Genomic DNA, 26416 nt, shown 5'->3' with positions numbered 1-26416 from the left:
AATACATAAATTTTGAAGTTTATAGTTTCAAGATTAAGGTTTATATTCGTGTTATGTCTGTTAATTTACAAACTCCCATAGATTATTTAAAAGGTGTCGGTCCTAATCGAGCAGATTTGCTTAAGAAGGAGTTAGGCATCCACACCTATCAAGATTTAATCAATTTATTTCCAAACAGATACCTGGACAGGACCCAATATTATAAGATTCATCAACTACAACGCAATAATGCCGAAGTACAGATAGTTGGTGAAATTATCAGTATCAAAGAAATTGCCCAGAAACGCGGAAAACGCTTAGTCGCAACCTTTAAAGATGATAGTGGAACCATGGAATTAGTATGGTTTCGAGGACAAAAATGGATTCGTGAAAACTTAAAACTCAAAAAGCCTTATGTGATTTTTGGGAAAGTTAATTGGTTTAATGGTGTTTTCAGCATGCCACATCCCGATATGGAGCTTCAAGAAGACCACAAAAAGAATTTAGGCTCTGCCATGCAACCTATCTACCCATCTACCGAAAAGTTATCGAATATGGGAATTACCAATCGGGTAATTAACAAAATTATGCAACAATTGTTTCTGGATACCAAGGGACGATTTACAGAATCACTATCAGAAAACATCCTTTCAGAACTCAAATTATTATCGAAATCTGAAGCTATTTTTAACATCCATTTTCCTAAAAATCAAGAACTATTAGCAAGGGCTCAATTCCGATTAAAATTTGAAGAATTATTCTATATTCAACTGCAATTAATTCTAAAAAACTTAATCCATAAATCGAAAATTAAAGGCCTGCCTTTTACGCAAGTTGGAACCTATTTCAACACCTTTTACAAACACCATTTGCCTTTCGAATTAACCAATGCACAAAAACGTGTTTTGAAAGAAATCAGACAAGATTTAGGCAGTAATGCGCAAATGAATCGTCTTTTACAAGGTGATGTTGGTTCCGGAAAGACCATAGTAGCATTTATGTCAATGTTAATGGCACTTGACAACGGATATCAAGCTTGCCTAATGGCGCCGACTGAAATTTTGTCAGTCCAACACTATAACGGATTAAAAGAACTATCTAATGAACTAAACATCAGAATAGAACTACTTACAGGTTCAAGTAAAACTTTAAAACGAAGAAAAATTCACGAAGCGCTAGAAAATGGCGAATTAGACATCTTAATTGGCACGCATGCCTTGTTGGAGGATAAGGTGAAATTTAAGAATTTAGGGCTTGCAATCATTGATGAGCAACACCGGTTTGGAGTTGAACAAAGAAGTAAATTATGGAGAAAGGGGCCTTCTCAAATTGACCAAAACGAAGTTAACACCCCTCCCACTCCACCACACATTTTGGTGATGACAGCAACCCCAATTCCAAGAACTTTAGCCATGTCGGTTTACGGCGATTTAGACATCTCAGTTATCGACGAATTACCACCAGGAAGACAAGCCATAAAAACAGTACATCGATATGATAAAAACCGACTTAAAGTTTTCAGATTTATAAGAGATGAAATTGAAAAAGGCAGACAGATTTATATTGTCTATCCTTTAATCCAAGAAAGCGAAAAAATGGATTATAAAGATCTAATGGATGGTTATGAAAGTGTAGCTAGAGACTTCCCGCTTCCTAAGTATCAGATTTCGATTGTACACGGTAAAATGAAACCGGCAGATAAGGAATTTGAAATGCAACGTTTCATTAAAGGTGAAACTCAAATAATGGTTGCCACAACGGTAATTGAAGTTGGTGTTAACGTTCCTAATGCTTCAGTTATGATTATTGAAAGTGCCGAGCGCTTTGGTTTATCTCAATTACATCAATTACGCGGACGTGTGGGGCGTGGTGCTGAACAAAGCTATTGCATTCTAATGACCAGTCATAAACTGAGTAGTGATAGCAAAAAGCGTATTGAAACCATGTGCAGAACCAACGATGGTTTTGAAATAGCAGAAGTAGATTTAAATCTTCGCGGACCTGGAGACATTATGGGAACTCAGCAAAGCGGTGTTTTAAACCTCAAGATAGCCGATATTATAAAAGACAAGGATATATTACAATCTGCCAGATACTACGCTAAAAAGGTACTCCAAAGCGATCCTGCCTTAAGAGCTGAAGAAAACAAAACTATTCTGTATACGTATCAACAGCTTACTAAGTATAAAAATATTTGGAATTATATTAGTTAAGTTTCAATAATCTGCTAGGCGAATTAAGAACATAACTAAGTTTAGACCATCTGTTTTTAAATCTTAAATTCCCTTCTAACTTAAGATATAGAGGCAATTTCCGGAGAAGATAGTTTAAAATAACAACTTAAGCTCCATGACTTTATTTCCAAATAATTGATTTTTTTGTAACCTCTTCTTTGGCTCCACTAATATGAAATAATCGCGCTTTTACTAGAATTTTTCTCCCTTCCAAATGTCTTGTGTAAAACATTTTAGATTTCCCCATATTGATTCTCCAGTGTTTATAAAAAATAGTACTCCGCTCTTTTTTATCTCCAAAAAGTTTAGGCACTGAAAAGTAATTTTGAATGTCTAATTTCTTCCGATACCATATATCTTTTACAATAACATAACGCGGATTTTCGATTGGTTGCAACAACTCGTCCAAAGCATTTATAAAAAGACTGCTCTCAATTTGATTAGCTCCAGTAATAGAACAAGTAACGTCTCCCCGCTTTAAAAGCTCTGTAGTTATTTTAATTTGTGACTTATCTGTTGTTATATGTTGTAATTCGCATAATGTTTCAAGAATTGCATTTGCCATTTTTTCAACATCCTTATGTATCATGCCATAACGAAAATATAGCTGAATGGCCCTGTATGCTTTAAGTCCAAAATTAAGTCCTAAAAAACCGAGCATGGAATACATAAAATAAACAACTCCTTTGCTTATTATTAAGTTTACGTTTTTTATAAAGAATTCGGGTAAGAAGATCAAAATTGTGATAGTAAGTTCGACTAAAGTATATTTTACAGCATCCTTGTAATACATCTTCTTTTGTATTGGATAAGGTTTTTTTCCTTGAAAATGATATTTCACCTCTCTCCCCAATTTGTTGCCTTGAAAAATTGCATCTTCCCATTTTTCAGAAATAGCAACTCTTTTACTTGAAGTTTCTAAGGTTTGTGCATTTATGGCATCTACATCTTCAATTCGTATCTTTAATGGGAGAGCCAAACGATCAAAACCATTAGATATATAGTTTTCTTTTGTATTTGATATTCCTAAGAAGGCATCAAACCTACGTTTCAAAATTTCTAAATCTCTACCTCCATCATCGCTAGTTGGATCTATACAAGCTAAATGCCAAATATTACCCGTTTTTAAAGGATTCCCTATTTGAGACCTTATTGCTCGTCCTCGCATTTGGTTAGAAGTAACAAATGACCCTACAAAGGATGCCAAAATCAAGGTGTTTATAGCTGGTGCATCCCAACCTTCACCAAGTAAAGATTTTGTTCCCACTAGAATTTTTATTTTACCCAATTCAAACAACTTGGTAATAGCACCAACTAAACGGCTTTTAGAACTCGATCTTCCTTCAATTATAACATACTCCCCATCACATTCAAGTGACTTCGTAGTGTAATCTTCTTCTTTTTCATGTAAAAAAAATTCTGCTAATAAAGTTGCATGAATAATAACTAAACTTCCTGATAGAACTGCTAGTATGCTTTTATATTCGATGGAAACACGAAGGTTTTGAAAAACGGGAACAACTCCCAGTTTATTAATATTCTTTATTTCATTATCCGGCGTGTTTAAAAACTCATTTCGTATATAATCTGTGAGTATCACACTTTGTAACTCCTTACCAAGATGATGAGATTCATGCTTAATAATTTTTACAATGCTCCTTAATTTACTTGGACTGCTAAACAGCGATTTATAAATACGATTATTTCCAATAAGATTGACTTTATTAGTATCTAATACGTTTAATTTCCGAAGTGTTTTTTCAAGATCATTAATGTCTTCTGCATCGTCAAGTAAATTGAGCTTATCATCTATAATATTTTGTAACAAAATCTCAACCCAGTTATTAGTTAATTGAGGGATTTCAATTTTCTCCTTTTTATCAAAACCTAAAATGGCAAGTTTTTCAAATGGAATATCTTCTCCACAAGCTTTTAAAAAGATAATAATGCTAGAAAAGAATTCCGGATTATTGTATATTTCATCAAGAACCACCGTGTTATTTTTGTAAAAACGATGACCCTTTATAAATTGAATAAACTGTTCGTCAGTCTTTAATCCATTAATAAAACCAGTTATTTCACGTCTAAAATTAAAAATGTAATTAATTTCTAAATCGCTAGGCTTAGATAAGTACACAAAATCTTGATGTGGACAAAGGTTTCCTTCTTTTACCAAATCTGGCGTTGCAATTTCATCATCAATTTCCCCACAAAGCTGAAAGTAATTTGCAATTTCTCTTGGTCCACTATCATACGGTGGCGTAGCAGTAAGCGCGACAATGGTATACAATGAACTAAGCTTAAGTTCATAAAGACATGTCCACCATGTATTTTTTAAATGATGAGCCTCATCTAATACAATGGTTTGAATGCCGTGATCTTTAAAATACTTAAAATAGTCGGCTTTATCCTCAAAGGTTTTATAAAAACTATGTAACGATTGATAAGTAGAAAAATTGATGTCAGACAAGGACTTTATATCAAATGAAACCGATTTAAAGCTGTTTTCCTTTATAAAATAGTTTTGCAGTCGATCTTCCCACTGGTTCCGAATGGTTAAAGTAGGAGTTAGCACTAAAGTCTTTTTACCAATTCTTTTAACTATTTCTAATCCCAATACCGTTTTTCCAGATCCAGGTGGCGCAATTACATGAAAATGATCGTCAGAGATATGAGTAGAAAAATTATTTAGAAAATTTTCTTGATAACTCCTCCAAGGAAATATAAATTGTAGGTCTAGAAAAGGATTTGTTTGCAAAAATTAAAGTTTATGAATTTCAAATCTATTGTTAAATTAGATTAAAAACTATGGGTTTTAAGGTTTTTTTTATCAAAAAAACCACGCCATTATGGTTAAATCAAAATGTTTTATCCGGCTTACAAGAGAACAAGGAGATTGTCTAGAACAGGATTTCAAACATTTAGCTATAGATGAAATACCCGATTTAGTAATTATCAATCCAAATAATTTTCATGCCATTTTCGAAGATGTTCAATAGAGCTCGATTGATGAATTTGGAAACCATGAAAGACCAGTTGACAGAAATGAAGGCGCTGTTAAAAGAGTCATGGTTGCTGAGAAAACCATTTTTTAAAAGGAGAATTTTGTTGAGAATTATATAAAAACAACAATCTCTACTCTTCCATCAACCCACTTACAAATCCTTCAAATTCTTTTGTAAACTCCGTGTACTTCTCCCCTGTAGCCGGCCCATTAAAACCTGTATGAATCTTACGCACCTTCCCAGTTTTATCAATAAAAATGGTGGTTGGATAACTTAACACCTGATTTAACATTGGTAGTTTTTCTTGAGCAGACACTTTACTGGAACTTCCATATTGCGCTAATAACACTGGATAATCAATATCTAGTCTGTCTTTTAATCTTTTAATGTTGGCAAAAGCCTTGTCCTCTGTTTTGGTATACTCGAAAGCCAAACCAACAATTTCTAAATCATCGTCCTTGTTGTTTTTATTATAGTTTGCTAAATATTTGCTTTCATCTAAACAATTTGGACACCAAGTTCCCATAATTTGTATCAAGACTACTTTGTTTTTAAAACGTTCGTCTTCTAAAGAAATCATCTTTCCATTTTCGTCTGGAAAGGAAAAAGCGACCTTCTCGTATCCTTCTTTTAAAAAGGTTAAATTGTTAGCGTCAGGTAATTCGAAAGCCTCGTTTCGTTTGGCTACGAAAGCCTCTTCAAAATGATTTCCAGAATAGAACATGCCTTGCATCGTACTATCGGTTACAGTTGCTATGAACAAAAAGGCATGAGCGCCATCAAAAGCTGAGAGTTTTAATTGGTCACCATCCAGAACACCTTCTAAAAATCTGTAATCTCCTGTAGTGGTTCTAAAAGTCCCTGTTACTTTATGTTTGTCTTGTTTAAAAATGCCTTTAGCAATATATCTGTCTGCTTCAGAATCTGGACTAAAAGTTGTTTCCCAATTTCCAGAAACATTTGTTTTTGGGTTGTTAGAAACCTCAAAACGTTTTGATTCTCTATAAATGGCTTCAATAGGTACCGTTCTATCTAAATCGTCTTTAATATAACTTCCCTCAAAACCAGATTCCGTGATTCTTGCAGCAATATAACTATCAAATACTGGTGGTTTTATAAAAATGGAATCATTTCTATAAATAATTTCATCAACATCAATCACTTCTTCCGCATTAAAGATTTGAAGTTTGTTTTCTGATAAGACTTCAAACATAAATGGCATATCGATGCTATCATTAACTTTCAAAATGGCTTTATAGGTTCCTGTTTTTAAAGTTTTCGGTTGCGTTTCTTTTTCAGATTTACAAGAAACTAAAATGACTAGGGCAAAAAGTAGGCTATATATTTTCATTATTAATAATATTTAAATTGAATAGATTCATCGCTTTGCTCTGAATGATAATAAAATTATCTATGTCATTTCGAACAACGTGAGAAATCTCAAAAACAACAAATATTTCATCATTATTAGATTCTTCGCTTTCACTTCGCTTTCACTTCGACTTCGCTCAGTGGCTAAGCTGGAATGACAAATTTTAAGATGAAAAAAAAAGCGACCATTTGGTCGCTTCTTCTTTATTTATTTTTCTTCGGATTAAATATGGGAAGCAATTGTGTCGAGACTTCACCAAAACCAATTCGGGTACCATCTTTTTCGCAATAGCCACGCATCGTAACCGTATCGTAATCGTTTATAAATTTACGTTCTGTACCATCTTTCAGTTTAATAGGTTTCTCGCCTCTCCAAGATAATTCTAACATGGAACCATAAGAATCTGGTGTTGGTCCGGAAATAGTTCCTGAACCCATCATATCGCCTGAATTTACAGGGCAACCATTAATGGTATGATGCGCCAATTGTTGCACCATATTCCAATACATATATTTAAAATTAGACTTGCTAACAACCGTTTCTTTGGCTGTTTTAGGTGTGATGCCCACTTCCAATTTAATGTCGTAGCTTTTCTTGCCTTTATATTGCAAATAAGGTAATTGTGGTTTTAATGGTTTCGGACCTTCAACACGATATGGTTCTAAAGCATCTAGAGTTACAATCCAAGGTGAAATGGACGAAGCAAAACTTTTTGCCAAGAAGGGTCCTAATGGTACATACTCCCATTTTTGGATGTCTCTTGCAGACCAATCATTGAATAAAACTAAACCAAAAATATATTCTTCAGCTTCGTCTATAGGAATTGGTTCTCCTAAATCGTTAGCATCTGTTGTGATAAATGCCATTTCAAGTTCGAAATCCACTAATTTCGATGGTCCGAAAACAGGTGTATCACTTCCGGCAGGAAGGGTTTGTCCTTGAGGTCTATGAACAGGAATTCCTGAAGGAATAACAGAACTACTTCTACCATGATATCCAACAGGAATATGCAACCAGTTTGGCATTAAAGCGTTTTCTGGATCACGAAACATGGTTCCAACGTTGGTAGCGTGCTCTATACTTGAATAAAAATCTGTATAATCACCAATTTGAACAGGTAATTGCATTTCAATTTCGTCTAAACGAAACAAAACTGTCTCCTTGTTCTTTTTATTATCTTTTAAATCGTTGTTTTCAGCGTCAAAAATATCTGCAATTCTATCTCTTACTAAACGCCAAGTTTTTCTTCCATCTGCAATAAAATCGTTTAAAGTATCTTGAAGAAAAATATCGTCTGTTAAAGGGATTCCTTCAAAATAACCTAATTGGTGTAAAGCACCTAAATCAATGGCAGTATCTCCTATTCGCGTTCCGATAGTAATAATATCGTCACGTGTTAGGAACACGCCAAAAGGGATGTTTTGTATTGGGAAATCGGAGTTTTTATCGACGTGCAACCACGATCTTCTATCTGGATTGTTAGCTGAGATTGGCATAACTTTTTGAAAATTTTATATTGTTAAATTGTATTCAAACCTACATAACTTTTTATTTTTATACTAATAATAAAGAGAAAATATGGTTTTGCTTTCATCTTAAATAAATTATTAAAAGCGAAGTAAATATATGTTTTTTGATGAATTAAACTAATCTATTTGCTATTTTTGACATGATTTTAACTATAACACCATTTCCTCTCGAAAACTCGAGATTCATGGAGATGAAAAAATATTATTTTTATGCAACGCGACGAACAAATATTCGAATTAATTGAAGCCGAAAAACACAGACAACTAGAAGGTATTGAATTGATAGCTTCAGAAAATTTTGTTAGCAACCAAGTTATGGAAGCTGCAGGTTCTGTTTTAACCAATAAATATGCTGAAGGATATCCTGGGAAACGTTATTATGGCGGTTGTGAAGTGGTTGATGAAGTAGAGCAACTTGCTATAGACAGAGCAAAAACATTATTTAATGCAGCCTATGTAAACGTACAACCACACTCTGGAAGCCAAGCCAATACAGCTGTTTATGCGGCTTGCTTAAAACCAGGCGATAAAATACTTGGTTTCGACTTATCTCATGGTGGACATTTAACACATGGTTCTCCAGTAAATTTTTCTGGAAAACTTTACAATCCGGTTTTTTATGGGGTAAAAAAGGAAACAGGTCTTATTGATTACGATCATGTTGCTGAAATGGCAGAAAAAGAAAAACCAAAATTAATTATTGCTGGTGCTTCTGCTTATTCTAGAGATATGGATTTTAAACGTTTCAGAAAAATTGCAGACAGTGTAGGCGCTTTATTATTAGCTGACATTTCTCATCCAGCTGGAATGATTGCCAAAGGTATTTTAAACGATCCTTTACCACATTGCCATATTGTAACAACTACAACTCATAAAACATTACGTGGCCCAAGAGGTGGAATGATTATGATGGGTCAGGATTTTGACAACCCATTTGGAATCACTTTAAAGAATGGTAGTTTACGTAAAATGTCATCTTTATTAGATTCTGCTGTTTTCCCAGGAAATCAAGGTGGTCCATTAGAACATATTATTGCTGCTAAAGCCATTGCTTTTAATGAAGCTTTGACAGACGAATTTATGCACTACATGTTACAAGTAAAACAAAATGCACAAGCTATGGCTAAAGCTTTTGTTGATAGAGGTTATAACATTATTTCTGGTGGAACAGACAACCACATGATGTTAATTGATTTAAGAAATAAAGACCTTACTGGAAAAGATGCAGAGCAGGCTTTAGTAAAAGCAGATATTACCGTAAATAAAAACATGGTGCCTTTTGATGATAAATCGCCTTTTGTAACTTCTGGGATAAGAATTGGAACTCCAGCCATCACTACTAGAGGATTAAAAGAAAAAGACATGGAAGCTATTGTCGCTTTGGTTGATGAAGCTTTAATGAATTATCAAGATGAAGAAAAACTTGAAGCTATTGCTGTAAAAGTAAATGCCATGATGAGTGGATTGCCTTTGTTTGCTTAAGCCTATAACATATTTATAAAAATGAAAATCCCGCAATTGCGGGATTTTTTTATTTTTACTATTGTCATTCAGAATGTAGTGAAGAATCTGCAATTGGTTAAATATATTTTATAGACTCCTCCTCCCATCGACTTCGTTCAATGAGCACGTTGGAATGAGAAAAAGAATTAAATAAAGGTTAAAAATCTGTATGTTGATATGCTCCAGCATCAGGAGAGGCCTGTCTATTGATTCCTAAAATATCTTCTGGAACTTCATTTGCAAAAAACAGGTTACCAATACCGTTTGCTGCAGATTCATTACCAATAATCATTTGATTATTTTGAGGATCCATAAAATTGGGATCTTGATTAAAGACGTTTTGTTGGTATAAAGCAGGATTATTGAAATCGTAATTAGGACCCGTAAAATTGTTATTTGGATCGTCAAACCTCAACAAGCAATTGGTGAATTTAAAATTGAACACCACTGCTGGATCTTCAATTTCATCTAAAATAAATTCTGGATTATCATTTCCATAAATTATACAATTGTTAAAATTAGCTTCTGTTAAGTCGGTAATATTAGCCACATTATCTGCGTCTACTATAAAATTATTCACTAATAATGCAGGGAATTGTCTAAAACTGTTGTTCCAATAATTAGCGATTGTGCAGTGTGTTAAATTATATCTTCCTCCAAACGTAGCGGCAAAACTGGTTTGCCCAGAATTATTTATTACTAGATTCTCTCCTAAAATAGAGGTTCTTCTGCCTAAAATACCAAAATTACTTGAATTGTAGATTTGAGAATTAGTAATGGTTAATTTATTATTTATGGCATCTGGATTCCCTTCACATAAAATACCAACAGCCCCATTTTTGATTGTTGCATAATTGATAATATTATCAAGACTACCATCAAACAACCAGATGGTTCCCCATTGCCCAGGAATATCTGAAAACGCAGGTTCTAGTCTATCTCCTTCAAAAATCACTTCGTTTTCCAAAAGCTCCTGATCAGAACTTAAGGTACCATTAACATGTAAACTGGCTCCTTCGGCCACAAATAATCCCGAATTAGCATGAAAATGCACGCGTGCTCCTGCTTCAACCGTTAGTGTTTGGTTATTAGGAACTGCCGCATAACCATAGACTACATAAGGCTTTTGATTTGTAAATGTTAATTCACTTGGTAATAAATAACGGCCTTGGATTTCAGTTTCAACAACTTCCCCACCAATATTTAATGTTAGAGTTTCAATAATTCCAGTGGTGTTATCTTTGTCTGGGTAAATAAAAACGGCATCTTGTACCAAAGTAACCAATTCGACTTCCTGAAAGTTGGCACCAGAATCAAATTCAATCTTATCTGTATATAAAAATTCACCATTCGTATTTGGTAAATTATTGATATCAATAGTGGTTTCAATAAAAACGTACATGCTATCTTTTGCAAGAATCTCTACATTTTCAAATACTTTTCCAGGCATTCCATCTACATTTAAACGGTATTCTGAATTTTCACCTAAAGCAAGACGAATAGAAGGAATACTTATATCGTTACTACTTCTATTATATACTTTAAGATTATAAGTACTTGAACCAATATTACTAAAAATAGTATCTAAATAAATGGTGTCCTTTGAAAATTCTAGATTGCCAGAACTAGGTCCAAAATCCAAATCTTTTCTACAAGAACTGGTAGTAATTAAAATGCTTAAACAAATAATAAGGTAAAAAGCTTGCTTCATTTTTTAATAATCATTTATTGATTGGAGACTATGTACTTGGTAAAAATATAACTTTTGAATTGATGAATTTGTATGAACAGCAATATTTAGTTAAATATTTTTGAGATTTCTTCAGGAATTCGAGCAGGTTTTAAAGTGTTTGCATTTATAAAACACCAAGTAGTTTCAGACTTTGCAAGTAATTTATTGGTTTTATTGTTGATTATTTCTACAACCCTTGTGGAAGTTACACCCTCTGCTTTAACGACATAGGTCTTAAGTTTTAAAACATCGTTCAAAATAGCTGGGCGCTTGTATTCTATAAAATGTGTAAGCATAATCCAGAAATAGTTGTTTCTAATTTCTTCAGAAGCAAACGCTATCCAATGTTCTTTTGCAACATCTTGAACCCATTGCACATAACGTACATTATTAACGTGGTTTAGTTCGTCTAAATCGTCTTTCGTAACTGTTATTAAGATCTCGAATGTTTCCAATATTAATTTTCTATAATTTCTACTTCAAAAAGTTTATCCCAATGTTTTCCTGTAATAAAAAATGTCTTAGTGTCTGGATTGTATGCTATTCCGTTTAAAACATTTAATTTAGGATGTTGCGTCACCATTTTTCTTAAAGGCGTAAAATCAATAACACCTTCTACGGCTCCATTTTTAGGATTAATAATGGCAACACCATTTTTATTGTAACGGTTGGCGTATATTTTACCATCAACCCATTCAAGTTCATTTAATTCCACAACTTTCCCTTTATTATGATAAGCTTGAATGTAACCTTCCTCGGCCAACGTTTCTGGGTTTAGTGTCCAAATTTTCTCAGTTCCATCACTTTTATAAAGCAGTTTTCCATCGTTGCAGATTCCCCAACCTTCTTTACTATCACCGTATTTAAAGCTTCCTGTTTTTTCAAAAGTATCCACATCGTAAACAAAACCAGTACCTTTTTTCCAGGTAAGCTGGTAAATATTGTCGTTTAAAACCGTTAGACCTTCCCCAAAAAATTCATCATCTAAATTGATATTTTTTAAAACGGCACCAGTTTTATAATCTACTTTTCTAAGTTTAGATTCTTGGTATTGCCCTGTGCTTTCGTATAACTCACCATTATAGAATTCCAAACCTTGCGTGTACGATGTAATATCGTGAGGATATTCGTTAATAATTTTATACGAATATACTTTTGGGGTTTGATTATTTAAAATGGTAATGTTTTGTGAAATGGTTTCGGTATCACCACCTAAATTAAAAGTAGCTTCAATAAGATGATCTCCTAATTTAAACGTATTTAAATCTAATTGTTTTGAAACAGATTTCCCATCAAATTTGAACTCCAAAGAAGAAATTTCGTGGTTTTTAGGATTAGAAATTTCCAATTCTAAGGGTTTATCATACGTAATTGCATGACCTTCGGCGTTAGTTTTAATAGAAATATCATTTTTTTTCTGCGCTGAATTGCTGCCACAAGACAAAAAAAAGCTTCCTAAAAATATGATTGTAAGATATTTAAATGTATTCATGCTGACTGTTAAAATTTTTAGCAAGTTATTTATTAAAATTCAGTTTAAAAAATGATTGTGATAAATTTAAAAGATTGTATCTTTGCACCAGGCAAGTCCTACACAACTAGCTCCTGTTGAATCCTCCAGGGCGGGAACGCAGCAAAGGTAAATGGTCGTAGCAGTGTGATGTAGGTAGCTTGCCTTTTTTTTAGACAACACTAAATCTTTTCAAATTAGAAGAGATTTTTAAAATAACGAAGATTTGTAGACTGTATGTTTACAAATCTTTTTCATTTTATATCAATTTTTTGCAATACATTCTTAATTTTACATTCCTAATTTCTATGTTTCAATTATGTCTAAAGTTGTTTTAATAACAGGCGGTTCTTCGGGAATTGGAAAATCTGTGGGTGAATTTTTAACCACCAAAGGTTTTCTAGTTTATGGTACTAGCAGATCTCCAGAAAGATATCCTTCCAGTAAATTTCCAATTGTAGCCTTAGATGTTACGAAAAACCAAACTATTATTGATGCAATAAAGGACGTGCTTTCTAAAGAAGGACATATCGATGTATTAATAAACAATGCTGGAGTTGGTATAACTGGTCCCATTGAAGAAACTCCTGAGGCAGAAATAAGAAACAATTTCGAAACTAATTTATTTGGTCCTATTAATGTTATTAAAGCCGCTTTGCCTGGTATGCGAGAACATGGCTCTGGTCTTATAATAAATATCACGTCCATTGCAGCATATATGGGTTTACCATATCGCGGAATTTACAGTGCAAGCAAAGGGGCTTTTGAATTAGTAACAGAAGCTTTTAGGATGGAATTAAAAGGTTCCAACATCGAGATGACAAATGTTGCTCCTGGAGATTTTGCTACTAATATTGCTTCTAGTCGTTATCACGCTCCTATTTTAGAGAATTCGCCTTATAAAAAGGATTACGGAAACACCTTAAATTTGATGAATTCGCATGTAGATTCAGGGAAAGATCCTTTGTTAATGGCAAAAGCCATATATAAAATAATAAATACGCCGAAACCTAAAATTCATTATAAAGTTGGTGAGTCCATGCAAAAATTTTCTATTGTTTTAAAACGTATTCTCCCTGACAAATTATACGAACGTCTCCTTATTATGTATTATAAACTTTAGATTCATTAAATTGCATGTAAATAAGACTTAAATCTCCCTCCTTTATTCAATATGAAAAAATTATTAGCTCTATTTTTATTAGTCTCCAGTTTCAATGGCTTTTCACAAATTATAAGTATCAATAATACCGCTGACCCAGAATCAGGTTATGATTTACAACAGTTAGTAGAAAATGTTTTAATAAGTGGAGATTGTGCAGATATTAGCACTTTTACTAGCCAAGTATATGGTGCAGCCAATCAAACAACAACGAAAAGTTATGGCTATTTTAAAAAACCAGTTGGTAGCACTTTTGCTTTTGATGAAGGCATTATAATTACAAGTGGTAGAGCTTATGCCGCAGGAAATACAACAATTAATTCAGCCGGAAACCCAGATTTTAATAATTTCCTTCCAGGTGATGGCGACTTACAAGCTGCTCTAGGAATTAACAATACGAATGACGCAACCTATATTAAATTCAACTTTGTACCCACTTCGCCAGATTTCAATTTCCGATTTATTATGGCATCCGAAGAATACGACGGTAATTTTGAGTGCATTTATTCAGATAGTTTTGCTTTTTTATTACGTGAAGTTGGCACCACTACCTACACCAATTTAGCTGTTTTACCAGATGGCGCGCCGGTTAGTGTTACTAATATCAATAATGCAACTAACTGCGCCACTAATGTAGCATATTTTGAAGGCTACAACTTACCGTATACCAATTATGGTGGCCAAACTAAAGTTTTAACAGCTAGTGCTACTGTGATACCTAATCAAGCCTACGAAATTAAATTAGTAGTTGCTGACCAAGGAGATGCCGCATATGATTCTGCCATTTTTTTAGAAGCTGGCGGTTTTAATATAGGCTTAGATCTTGGACAAGATTTAACAATTTCTAGTGGAAATCCAGCTTGTACGGATGGCAATCTAATTCTTGATACTCAAATTTCAACAAGTTTAGGAACACATATTTGGTATTTGGAAGGTGTTGAAATTGTTGGAGAAACCGACTCTGTATTAAACGCAACTGTTGCTGGAACATATACTGTTTCAGTAGACTTTGGTTCAAATTGTTTAGCAACAGATTCTATTGTTGTAGAATTCACCCCAAGCCCTATAGCTAACCCTGTTTTGGATCAATTTATATGTGACGATAATAATGATGGTTTATGGGATTTCAATTTACTCTCTCTTAAACCCATTATTTTAGACACTCAATCTGATGCGGACTTTAGTGTAAGCTTTCATGCTAGCCAAGCAGATGCTGATGCCAATTTAACTCCACTGGCAAATAGTTACACCAATGTAACTGCTTATCAAGCAGAAACTATTTATATTAGAATTGAAAGTAATATTAATCCAAATTGCTATAAAACCACGAGTTTTGAAATAGACGTTTTTGATTCACCTTCAGCCATTCCTGTTCTTTATGATCAATGCGACAATAATGATGACGGTGACGACACCAATGGCTACGCCGCATTCGATTTAAATACCGTTTCAACTCAAATTTATGGAACCCAAAATCAAGCCCAATTTAACATCTCTTATCATTTAAACCAATCTGATGCTAATGGAAATGTTTTTCCTCTTCCTTTAAATTATACAAACACAACAATAAATCAACAAAATATTATTGCAAGAATTGAAAATATCGATAACCCAAATTGTTATGCTACTTCTATTGTTAGCTTAGTGGTTAACCCGTTACCAATAGTCTCATCTCTTGTAACTTTAGAACAATGTGACGATGATCTAGATGGCAATACCTTATTTAATTTAACAGAAGCAAATACATTAATCTCAAACAATTCGGTTAACGAAACATTTACTTATTACTTAACACAAGCCCAAGCCGAAACAGGTTTTATACTTGACCAAATAACAGACGTAACGGCTTACCCAAATCCAAACCCATTTAATGGTACAGTTTATGTACGAGTTGAAAACTCTGAAGGATGCTTTAGAACTGCTCAAATAAATCTTATAGTTGGAGCCTCTCAAATACCTGCTTCTTTTCATTTAGATTATGTAGTCTGCGACGACACTCTTATTGATGGCAATAATAGAAATGGAATTGCTTCTTTTGATTTTAGCAATGCCACAGCTCAAATTGAAAGCTTATTTCCAGCAGGTCAAAATGTAGAGATCACCTATTATACTAGTTTAACAGATGCGCTCTCCGAAGAGAATGTCATTGTAGATATTAGCAATTTTAGAAACGAAGGATCTCCTAACACTCAAAACATATTTGTTAGAATTGATAACGAAAATATAAATGCTTGTTTAGGTTTAGGCTCCCATATAACACTTACAGTAAACGCGGTGCCTGATTTAAATCCTATTTCTGATTATTCTCTTTGTAGTGATACAAATGAAGCTACATTCGATTTGAGCATTAAAGACAGTGAAGTTTTAGGTACACAAACGGCGCCACTTTTAATTTCATATTTTGAAAGTTTAACCGATGCTAATAACAATGTGAATCCAATTATTGGATCTTATACTAATAATCAAAGCCCTAAAACCATCTATGTTAGGGCACAATTTGATTATAACAATAACGGCCTTGCAGATGCTGATGAATGTCTTACAACTGAAATGAGTTTTAATCTAATAGTTAAACCAAATCCAATAGTTTTTCAGCCTGCTCCTATCCAAATTTGTAGTTATCAAATTAACACAGAATATAATCTAACGCTTCGAAAAGAGGAGATTACAGGCAACGATAATTCTATTAGCTTGACGTATTATGAGTCGCAATTGGATGTAGACATCAATAATTCCATTCCAAACCCTACTACTTATTTAAATACGGTTTTAAATAAGGATCTAATTGTTATTGCTACAGGATTGAATGGCTGTTTTTCTCAAACTACATTAACACTAAATACTTTTTTATACGCCAATCTAAATTTAACACCTACAGAAATTGATGCATGTGAAATTGACAACGATGGCTACTTTGCCTTCGATATTACTCAGCGTGAAACCAGCATTTTAAATAATCTTAACAATTCAGAATTCATATTTACTTATTATATAAATCAACAAGATGCTCTTGATGGAACTTCTAATATTATAAATAACCCATTAGATTTCATAAATACGCAACCAATTACCCAAACTATTTTTGTTAGAATAACAGCAGTAACTAGCAATTGTGCGCAAATTGCACCTTTAGATTTAATAGTAAATCCAGTGCCAGAAATTGATATAGAAGCTAAATACGTTATTTGTTTAAATGCAAATAGTCAAGTGATAAATGCCGTTACGGAAACCATTTTACCAAACCCTCCTATAGATACGCATTTAAATGACGTCGATTATTCATTTCAATGGTATTTAGGTGAAGAGGTAGATATAAATAACCTTATAATTGGGGCCATACAAGGAACTTACTCTCCAACCACAGCAGGGTTCTATACTGTAAATGCTACAAATATTTCCACGGGATGTCATATTTCTGCTACAACTGAAGTAGTTGATTCTTATCCCCCAGAAAGCATTACAGCAGAAACAACAAGTCAATCTTTCTCCAGTAGCAACAATATTGAAGTTACTATTGTAGGATTAGGAAATTATTTAATAAGCCTAGATTATGGGGCTTGGCAAAGTGATACGGCTTTCCAAAATGTAAGCGGTGGTGAACATGAAATTCGTGTAAGAGACACATATAGCTGTAACGAACTTATTTATGAATTAACGGTCATAGACTATCCAAAAATCTTTACGCCAAATAATGATGGCTATAACGACACTTGGAATCTTTATGGTATACAAGACCAACCAAACACCATTATAAACATATTTGATAGATATGGTAAACTAATCAAACAATTAACCCCAAAAAGTTCCGGTTGGGATGGTACTTTTAATGGTGAAATTCTAAGTTCTGATGATTATTGGTTTACAGTGGAATATACAGACACAAAAGACTCAGTAAGAAAAGTTTTTAAATCACATTTTAGTTTAAAACGTTAAGCATTGTTTAACAGATTTTTGCATAATAATAAGCAACCTAAAACATTATATATTGTAATTTTGCATATCCGAAACTTCGGAAGACACACAACTCAATTATTTTAAAAAAATTTAAAAACATTTATTTATGAAATTTTTTATTGATACCGCCAATTTAGATCAAATTAAAGAAGCCCAAGACTTAGGCGTACTTGATGGTGTTACTACTAACCCATCTTTAATGGCAAAGGAAGGCATCACTGGTCATGATAATATTTTAAAACACTATGTGGCTATTTGCAATATTGTAGATGGAGATGTAAGTGCCGAAGTGATTGCAACAGATTATGAAGGTATGGTTCGTGAAGGTGAAGCTTTAGCGGAATTACATGAACAAATAGTTGTAAAATTACCAATGATTAAAGATGGTATAAAAGCTTGTAAATATTTTTCGGATAAAGGTATTAAAACCAACGTTACTTTAGTATTCTCTCCTGGTCAAGCTTTATTAGCAGCAAAAGCAGGAGCTACTTATGTATCTCCTTTTATAGGTAGATTGGACGATATCTCAACTGATGGATTAAACCTTATTGCCGAAATTCGCCACATATATGACAATTATGGTTTTGAAACTCAAATTTTAGCAGCTTCTGTTCGTCATACCATGCACATTATTGATTGTGCTAAACTTGGTTCAGATGTCATGACTGGTCCTTTAAGCGCTATTGAAGGTTTATTAAGACACCCTTTAACGGATAGCGGTTTAGCTAAATTTTTAGAAGATTACAAAAAAGGAAACTAATTTCTTATTCGCTCTATAAAAAGCTTATAATTTTTAATAAAAAAAGTCTCAACACATGTTGAGACTTTTTTTATTGATTTAAAACCCCGAGGAGTTCTTCCTCAAAATTAATTGAGAACATATTGGAATGAGAGTTTTCTATCTTTCCATTTTTGTCAACAATGATTACTTTGTTTATAGGGTAAATGGCTAGGGATTGTTGCGCTTCCTTAGGATTTTTAAATATAAATTCATTTTCTGTGTTTAATTTATATTTCTCTAATGTTTTTTTCCACAAATCTTGATTATCATTATTTGCATTGATACCAATAAATGTAATCTCTGGATATTTTTGTTTTAATTCATCTACTTTATTATGGCATTCTTGTACTCTCATCATATTAGACTGAGACCAAAAGAAAATGACACAAGGTTTATCTCCTAAAACAGTTTTTAAATTTAACTCCTTATTAGAAATATCAAACACCACAATATCTGGTAAGGGATTACCTGACTTTAAGCTTTTTAAGGAATTTACAATTTTATTAGCATACTCTTTATGTTGAGCGTTTGTGCTTGTATTTAAAAAATAATTTAAGATCTTATCATAATCATCAACATTTTTATTATTACTAATAAATTCTAAAGTAGCACTAATTAGAAGAGAGTTTTTAATATTTTCATTTGTCATTAAGCTATCGATAATTTGCAATCTAACTAAATTATATTCAATAGATTGCTTACTATAAATACTATCCTTAGAGCTTTTAAAGTGCTTAGCTAAAGCTAAATTTTCAAAATGATGTTTTAAAAATGAAGAATATGGAAAGTAATCTACTAGATAAGGATCGTTGTAATTAATTTTCTCTCTATAATCATAGAAATTATTAGGTAAGGACTCAAAATTGCCACGTTCGGTATTACCATAATTAACAAACGGATAAACTTCTTTACTTAAATTATACTGGATATCAATACTCGACTCGGCCAAATGGATGAAAAGCTCTGATGGGCTTTGTTTGGAATTAAATGCTTTAAGTTTCTTTAATTTAAGTTCTTTTAAGGAATCTAATTTTTCTTCAAATATCTGTGGAGAAAGCTGACTAAAACCTAAAACCACCTGGTCTTCATGTTCACCATTCAAAAACAAATCAATTAAGTAATTATTTTTTTTAGCTCCAGCTCCAGTATAGACTAAGGACTCGTCAAATTCCATGGTATTCAACCTAAACATGATACTATCATTAGGTTCTAGTAAAACCATTTGTATTTCACCTCCATGCGAAAAAGTGTACAGCCCTGGTGACACATTCTTTAACTTATAAATAAATCTATTTTTAGAATCTAATGTAAAAGTATCTATTACAGAATTGGCTTGAAGCAAAATAACGTAATTCGTGGAAGGGTTAATAACTTCTCCTCCAAAGTAAGCAATACCTTCTTCAGTCTCTTTACCGTCTTTTTTACAAGAAGTAAGAGATATCCCCAACAATAGTAATAAGTATAGATACTTCATAAGTTTTTCAAGATATTATCAGCAGATTGCCTACAAGACAAAAATAAAAGTTGCCAGCTATAAGTCTTGTTAATTCACTGTTAAATATTAATATAATTGGTTTTGTTTCATGTTGTAGTTGCTTTTTTCTACTTTTGCAAAACTTACAAGATATTTTATGTCAAGGAGTAAAAATTTATCAAATTGTAAGTTCAAGAAGTCCTATTTATTAAGTATTAACCATCTGAGTAAAATTTAAATATATAATCATGTTATCAGTTTCTAATTTATCTGTTCAATTTGGTAAACGTATACTTTTTGATGAAGTAAACACGAGTTTTAATCAAGGAAATTGCTACGGAATTATAGGTGCAAATGGCGCAGGAAAATCGACTTTTTTAAAGATTTTATCAGGAAAACAAGATCCAACATCAGGACATGTTCATTTAGAGCCTGGAAAACGTATGTCGGTTTTTGAACAAGATCACTCCCTTTATGACGAACATACAGTTTTAGAAACTATCATAATGGGTAACAAACCTTTATTTAAGTTGAAATCTGAAATAGATGCACTTTATGCGGATTATACAGACGAAAATGCTGAGAAAATTGGTGAATTGCAAGTGCTATTTGAAGAAATGAATGGTTGGAATGCTGATAGTGATGCGGCAACGATGTTATCTAACTTAGGGATTCCAGAAGAAGTTCATTATACTTTAATGAAGGATTTAGATGGAAAACAAAAAGTACGTGTCCTACTTGCTCAAGCCTTATTTGGTAATCCTGATGTATTAATCATGGATGAGCCTACCAACGACTTGGATTATGAAACTATTTCTTGGTTAGAGAACTTTTTGGCTAATTACGAGAATTGTGTGATTGTAGTTTCTCACGATAGACACTTTTTAGATGCAGTTTGTACACATATTTCTGATATTGATTTTAGTAAAATAAATCACTTTTCAGGGAACTATACTTTTTGGTACGAATCTTCTCAATTAGCAGCAAGACAGCATGCACAACAAAATAAAAAGGCCGAAGAAAAGAAAAAAGAATTAGAAGAATTTATTAGACGCTTCTCTGCCAACGTTGCTAAATCTAAACAAGCAACTAGTAGAAAGAAAATGATTGAAAAATTAAACATTGGCGATATTAAAAGATCTAGTCGTCGTTATCCTGCCTTAATATTCGATAGAGAAAGAGAAGCTGGAGATCAAATTTTAAATGTTGAAAACCTATCTGCTTCTATAGACGGAGAAGTATTATTTGCAAAATTAGACTTGAATCTAATCAAGGGTGATAAAGTGGTTTTATACTCTAAAGATTCTAGAGCTACCACTGCATTATTCGAAATATTAAATGGGAAAGCAAAACAAGATTCTGGTACTTTCGATTGGGGAATTACAACAACACAATCTTATTTACCTCTAGATAATAGTGAATTTTTTGAGAACAATTTAACCTTAGTTGATTGGTTACGTCAGTGGGCTAAAACTGAAGAAGAACGTGAAGAAGTTCATATTCGTGGTTTCTTAGGAAAAATGATTTTTAGTGGAGATGAAGCTTTGAAAAAATCCAATGTGCTTTCTGGGGGAGAAAAAGTAAGATGTATGATTAGCAGAATGATGATGGTTAGAGCCAACGTTCTTATGCTAGATGAACCAACAAACCACTTGGATTTAGAGAGTATTACGGCTTTTAATAATTCGTTAAAAAACTTTAAAGGAACGGTTTTGTTTGCAACCCACGATCATGAATTCGCGCAAACCGTAGCGAATAGAGTTGTAGAGTTAACTCCTACAGGAGTAATTGATAGACATACCTCGTTCGATGATTATATGCAAGATTCTAAAATTAAGGAATTGCGCACTAAAATGTATTCTGTAACTCCATAACGAATTATCAGAAATAAAATCAAAAGGCAGTCGCAAATTTTAGTTGTTCGAAATAACTAAAATTTGCGACTGTTTTCTTTTTATTAAGGCTGAAGTTCGGCAGTAACACTTTCGACAATTGGAACAGCGGCATCCAATTCTTCCTCATTCACATAAATTTCTTGTAAACCAGGAATTGAAGATCCAAAACCTGCCAATCTACCAGATTCAGATTCGTCTTTAACAATAGCGCTAACACCAACTGCATCAAGTTTGTCTACAATTAGTTGGGCAATGATAAAACTACCCGTATAAATTTTTATATAATTAGAATCCATAGTATTTTAAATTTAACGTTCCTCTTAAAGATACAACTTATTTTTAAGAACCAATAAACGCCTTATGCAAATGTGTTTTAAAAATAATAACCCATTAAGGCATTGCGTATTAAAAAAAATAATAACTTTCACTAAAATTAAATATTATCATAAAATGGAGCAAAGTATTATAAACGACATCATAACATGGGATGTTGTTAATTGGTCAAAGTCTTTCAGCTTTTGGGAAAAAAATATTGATATAAAAAACAAGAACTACAATTGTCTTGAAATTGGAGCTAGACAAGGAGGCTTATCTCTCTGGTTAGCATTAAATGGAAATCAGGTAGTATGTTCTGATATAGGTTACGACAAAAAGCCTCAAGAATTAGTTAAAGCAAAACAACTTCATGAAAAATACAATTGTCAAGATAAAATAACCTATCAATGCATAAATGCATTGGACATTCCTTATGAAAACGAGTTTGATATTGTTATAATGAAATCAACCCTGGGCGGCGTTAGACAGTTTTTTATGGGAGAGCCAAACATTGAATCACGAGCGGTAGAACAAATTTATAAATGTTTGAAACCTGATGGAAAAATATTATTTATCGAAAATTGTAGCGCTACATTTGTACATAACTTTGCAAGAAGAGTAAAGTATAAGTTTGATAATGACTGGAATTATTTTAAATTAAAGGAGATTAAGCCTTTATTCTCAGACTTTAAACGAATTGAAACAAAATCAGTAGGTTTTTTAGGCACTTTTGGTAGATCTGAAAGACAACGTCACTTTTTAGGCAAGATAGATAATGTACTTGAAAACGTTATCCCGAAAAAAAATAGATACATTGTAATTGGCTATGTCGAGAAATAACATACGCCATTGAGATATAAAAAAAACTACCCAAAGACTTAAATGGTAATATTATATGATTATATTTGTTATTATTAAAAAATTATAAACTATTACAATGAGTAAAGGAACAGTAAAATTTTTCAACGATTCAAAAGGTTTTGGATTTATTGTTGAAGACGACACAAACAAAGAACATTTTGTACACATTTCTGGATTAATCGACGAAGTTCGTGAAGGAGATGCCGTTGAATTCGATTTAGAAGAAGGTAAAAAAGGTTTAAATGCCGTAAACGTTAAAGTATTATAATATACTTTTAAAGTTTAAAGAAATTAAAAAGCCTCGAATTTTCGAGGCTTTTTTGATGCTTATATTCACCGATTTTTATCTCAATTCCGCTCCAAGTTCTTTGGCGAAATTATCTTGTAATTTCGACATTATTTTATCTATTTGCTTATCTGTAAGCGTTTTATTATTATCCTGAAGAGTAAAACTCACAGCATAACTTTTCTTACCCTGGGGTAGATTTTTGCCTTGATAAACGTCAAATAGATTTACATTTTTAAGAAGATGCTTTTCTGTTTGATTGGCAATTCTATCTATGTCTTCGAAAGAAATAGATTCATCCAACAATAAAGCAAAATCTCTTTTTACTTCTGGATATTTTGGAATTGGAATGAATTGTATGGTATAGTTCTTAACTAATTCAATAATGTGATCCCAATTAAAATCAGCAAACAACACATCTTGCGAAATTCCAAAATGTTTTAAAATAGGCTTATTAACCAAACCAAATTCTACCAATGGCTTCTTATCTATTGAAAAAACAATCCCTTCGCTAAATACATCATTTTTAAAAGGAGACGTATTAAAATTTGATAACCCCAAACGTTCCAAAATACTTATTACAACGCCTTTCATAAAGAAAAAATCAGAAGGTTGTGTAATAGCATTCCAACGTTCACTATGTTTATTTCCGGTTACAAATAAAGACAAATGTTTAAACTCTTCTTTTTTATCCTTGTAATTATGATAAGTCTTTCCAAATTCAAACAACTTTAAACTGTCTCTCTTTCTATTTATATTATGACTTATACTTTCCAATCCCGTGAACAAAACCGATTGTCTTAGAACACTTAAATCACGACTTAGTGGATTTAACATTTCTACGTGATGTTCTTCTTTAAGTTGGTCGCTTAATTTTGTGTAATCCGGATTCGTTAAAGAATTAGTAAGGGTTTCGAAAAAACCTTGGGAAGCTAGTTGGTTTCCTATAATATTTTGCAATTTATAATCCTCAAATCTAGAGGTATTTGAAATTGAAGCATTAAACTTCTTGGAAGTTTTTATATTGTTATAACCGTAAACCCTAAGAATTTCTTCAATAATATCGGCTTCACGTTGCACGTCGTTTCTATAGGCAGGAACGGTAAGACCCAATCCTGTTTCAGTTACGTTGTTTATTTTTATTTCTAAAGAGGTTAAAATGCGTTTTATGACATCTTCGGGAATCTCCTCTCCTATTAATTTCTTAGCATTATCGAAACTTAATCGCACCTGGAAATCTTCAATTTTATTAGGATAAATATCCACAATATCACTAGTAATTTCGCCACCAGCAATCTCCTGAATTAATAAAGCAGCTCTTTTTAAAGCGTACTCCGTCGTGTTTGGATTGATTCCTCTTTCAAATCTAAAAGAAGCATCCGTATTAATATTATGCCTTTTTGCCGTTTTTCTAATACTTACTGGATTAAAATATGCACTTTCAAGAAATATACTAGTAGTAGATTCTGTAACTCCTGATTGGATTCCACCAAGAACACCTGCAAAACACATAGGTTCCTCGGCATTACAAATCATTAAATCTTCGCCATCCAATTCGCGCTCAACACCATCAAGCGTTATGAACTTAGTTCCTTTTTCAAGGGTTTTAACTTCAATTTTATTTCCTAAGATTTTAGATGCATCAAAAGCATGTAAAGGTTGCCCTAATTCGTGCAACACATAATTTGTAATATCTACAATATTGTTTTTAGGTGTTAACCCAATAGCTTTCAATCTGTTTTTTATCCAATCTGGAGAAGTTTCAACTTTCAATCCAGAAATAGTTAACCCACAGTATCTTGGAGCTAAATCTTTGTTTTTAACGTCTACATCAATTCGTAATGTTCTATTATCTACATGAAATGCACTTACAGAAGGCGTAATTAACTCTAGGTTCACATCTTTTTGAAGTAATCCTGCCTTTAAATCGCGAGCAGTTCCAAAGTGACTCATGGCGTCTGCCCTATTTGGCGTTAGTCCAATTTCGAATACTTGATCATTTTCTACTTTGAATATATCGGATAGTAATGCGCCAACCTTAAGTTTTTCATCCAACACCAAAATACCATCATGAGATTTCCCTAAGCCAAGTTCGTCTTCAGCGCAAATCATACCATGACTTTCTTCACCTCTAATCTTACCTTTTTTTATGGTCCAGGCTTCACCGGTTTCAGTATATAATGTAGTACCAATAGTAGCAACTGGTACTTTTTGTCCTGCCGCAACATTTGGCGCACCACAAACTATTTGCAGAGGACTCTCCAAACCTACGCTAACAGTAGTAATTTTTAACCTATCTGCATTGGGATGTTGTATACAAGTTAAAACTTCTCCAACTACGATACCTTTCAAGCCTCCCTTTACGGATTCAAAATCAGTAACACCCTCAACCTCAAGACCTAAATCTGTAAGTAATTCACTTAATTGATCTGGTGTCCAAGTAGTTTTTATAAATTGCTTTAACCAATTGTAAGAAATCTTCATGTTTGCTTCGTGCTTTAAGTGGGCAAAGATAAAATATTGCCTTTTAGCATTCAAAACAATGCATTAAAAATTGTAATTAATAATACAGATCTTTATAAAAACTTAATAGCAAGGCATAACATCAGACGAGAAATTGAGTTCCATCTATTAAATTTAAAATTTCTTTCCCAACGCTATTCCGTCAAGGGTCAAGGGGCAAAGGAAAGTTAAAACCTATAAACTTCATTTCATTGAGATTTCGTTGTTCTATTGATAAAGACGTATTCTATTTTAATGTTTTTTATAATTTTCTCAACGTGCTTTAATTATAATGTTAAATTTGCTATGTATTTTATATAAA

At 32.8% G+C, this 26416-nt stretch carries 18 protein-coding genes and 1 other RNA gene; 10 read left to right on the top strand and 9 right to left on the bottom strand.

The window, feature by feature from the left end; genetic code table 11:
* Window positions 1-53 precede the first annotated feature (53 nt).
* Window positions 54-2192 (top strand): ATP-dependent DNA helicase RecG, encoded by a 2139-nt coding sequence (gene recG, locus IEV77_RS06875; RefSeq protein ID WP_188463195.1) that lies wholly within the window; start codon window positions 54-56, stop codon window positions 2190-2192.
* A 142-nt stretch (window positions 2193-2334) separates the two neighbouring features.
* Here the strand turns inward: recG and IEV77_RS06870 are convergent, their stop codons facing one another.
* Window positions 2335-4971: a DEAD/DEAH box helicase family protein gene (locus IEV77_RS06870; RefSeq protein WP_188463193.1), complete on the bottom strand. Its 2637-nt coding sequence runs from the start codon at window positions 4969-4971 to the stop codon at window positions 2335-2337.
* Between the two features lie 91 nt (window positions 4972-5062).
* Between IEV77_RS06870 and IEV77_RS06865 the strand changes: the two genes are divergently transcribed.
* The gene (locus IEV77_RS06865) at window positions 5063-5212 is read left to right on the top strand and encodes a hypothetical protein (RefSeq protein ID WP_188463191.1); all 150 of its coding nucleotides are present in this window, start codon (window positions 5063-5065) and stop codon (window positions 5210-5212) included.
* A gap of 136 nt (window positions 5213-5348) precedes the next feature.
* Here IEV77_RS06865 and IEV77_RS06860 read toward each other — a convergent pair whose 3' ends face one another.
* Window positions 5349-6569, bottom strand: a complete 1221-nt coding sequence (locus IEV77_RS06860) for a TlpA disulfide reductase family protein (protein ID WP_188463189.1) — start codon at window positions 6567-6569, stop codon at window positions 5349-5351.
* Between the two features lie 224 nt (window positions 6570-6793).
* The gene (gene fahA / locus IEV77_RS06855; protein WP_188463187.1) at window positions 6794-8086 is read right to left on the bottom strand and encodes a fumarylacetoacetase; all 1293 of its coding nucleotides are present in this window, start codon (window positions 8084-8086) and stop codon (window positions 6794-6796) included.
* A 243-nt stretch (window positions 8087-8329) separates the two neighbouring features.
* Here fahA and glyA point away from each other — a divergent pair, with 243 nt between their 5' ends.
* Entirely contained in the window at window positions 8330-9601 is a 1272-nt protein-coding gene (gene glyA / locus IEV77_RS06850) for a serine hydroxymethyltransferase (protein WP_229736602.1), read from the top strand.
* 178 nt (window positions 9602-9779) lie between these two features.
* On the opposite strand, the gene IEV77_RS06845 is transcribed toward glyA, so the two are convergent.
* The 3 genes from IEV77_RS06845 to IEV77_RS06835 all read right to left on the bottom strand — a co-directional run bounded on the left by IEV77_RS06845 (window position 9780) and on the right by IEV77_RS06835 (window position 12846).
* Window positions 9780-11333: a hypothetical protein gene (locus IEV77_RS06845; protein ID WP_188463185.1), complete on the bottom strand. Its 1554-nt coding sequence runs from the start codon at window positions 11331-11333 to the stop codon at window positions 9780-9782.
* Window positions 11334-11419: 86 nt separating this feature from the next.
* A complete protein-coding gene (locus IEV77_RS06840) occupies window positions 11420-11809 on the bottom strand; it encodes an acyl-CoA thioesterase (protein ID WP_188463183.1) in 390 nt (129 codons plus the stop codon).
* A 2-nt stretch (window positions 11810-11811) separates the two neighbouring features.
* A complete protein-coding gene (locus IEV77_RS06835; RefSeq protein ID WP_188463181.1) occupies window positions 11812-12846 on the bottom strand; it encodes a glutaminyl-peptide cyclotransferase in 1035 nt (344 codons plus the stop codon).
* Between the two features lie 89 nt (window positions 12847-12935).
* Here IEV77_RS06835 and ffs point away from each other — a divergent pair.
* From ffs to fsa, 4 genes are all read left to right on the top strand, one after another.
* Window positions 12936-13034, top strand: an RNA gene (gene ffs, locus IEV77_RS06830) — signal recognition particle sRNA small type.
* Between the two features lie 149 nt (window positions 13035-13183).
* On the top strand, window positions 13184-13987 hold the full coding sequence (locus IEV77_RS06825) for an SDR family oxidoreductase (RefSeq protein WP_188463179.1): 804 nt from the start codon (window positions 13184-13186) through the stop codon (window positions 13985-13987).
* Between the two features lie 51 nt (window positions 13988-14038).
* The gene (locus tag IEV77_RS06820) at window positions 14039-17959 is read left to right on the top strand and encodes a T9SS type B sorting domain-containing protein (protein WP_188463177.1); all 3921 of its coding nucleotides are present in this window, start codon (window positions 14039-14041) and stop codon (window positions 17957-17959) included.
* A gap of 127 nt (window positions 17960-18086) precedes the next feature.
* Window positions 18087-18740 (top strand): fructose-6-phosphate aldolase, encoded by a 654-nt coding sequence (fsa, locus tag IEV77_RS06815; RefSeq protein ID WP_188463175.1) that lies wholly within the window; start codon window positions 18087-18089, stop codon window positions 18738-18740.
* A 70-nt stretch (window positions 18741-18810) separates the two neighbouring features.
* Here fsa and IEV77_RS06810 read toward each other — a convergent pair whose 3' ends face one another.
* The gene (locus IEV77_RS06810; RefSeq protein WP_188463173.1) at window positions 18811-20235 is read right to left on the bottom strand and encodes a TlpA family protein disulfide reductase; all 1425 of its coding nucleotides are present in this window, start codon (window positions 20233-20235) and stop codon (window positions 18811-18813) included.
* Window positions 20236-20483: 248 nt separating this feature from the next.
* Here IEV77_RS06810 and IEV77_RS06805 point away from each other — a divergent pair, with 248 nt between their 5' ends.
* A complete protein-coding gene (locus IEV77_RS06805) occupies window positions 20484-22109 on the top strand; it encodes an ABC-F family ATP-binding cassette domain-containing protein (RefSeq protein WP_188463172.1) in 1626 nt (541 codons plus the stop codon).
* Window positions 22110-22192: 83 nt separating this feature from the next.
* On the opposite strand, the gene IEV77_RS06800 is transcribed toward IEV77_RS06805, so the two are convergent.
* Entirely contained in the window at window positions 22193-22426 is a 234-nt protein-coding gene (locus IEV77_RS06800) for a putative signal transducing protein (RefSeq protein WP_188463170.1), read from the bottom strand.
* A 154-nt stretch (window positions 22427-22580) separates the two neighbouring features.
* Here IEV77_RS06800 and IEV77_RS06795 point away from each other — a divergent pair, with 154 nt between their 5' ends.
* Entirely contained in the window at window positions 22581-23285 is a 705-nt protein-coding gene (locus tag IEV77_RS06795) for a class I SAM-dependent methyltransferase (protein WP_188463168.1), read from the top strand.
* Window positions 23286-23382: 97 nt separating this feature from the next.
* Entirely contained in the window at window positions 23383-23574 is a 192-nt protein-coding gene (locus tag IEV77_RS06790; protein ID WP_188463166.1) for a cold-shock protein, read from the top strand.
* Between the two features lie 75 nt (window positions 23575-23649).
* Here IEV77_RS06790 and pheT read toward each other — a convergent pair whose 3' ends face one another.
* A complete protein-coding gene (gene pheT / locus IEV77_RS06785) occupies window positions 23650-26076 on the bottom strand; it encodes a phenylalanine--tRNA ligase subunit beta (RefSeq protein ID WP_188463164.1) in 2427 nt (808 codons plus the stop codon).
* Between the last annotated feature and the right edge of the window lie 340 nt (window positions 26077-26416).

It is taken from the genome of Xanthomarina arctica, assembly GCF_014638915.1.
GTDB lineage: Bacteria > Bacteroidota > Bacteroidia > Flavobacteriales > Flavobacteriaceae > Xanthomarina > Xanthomarina arctica.
Note: the sequence above shows the minus strand (reverse complement) of the source record. Positions and strands in the feature narration are given on the sequence as shown.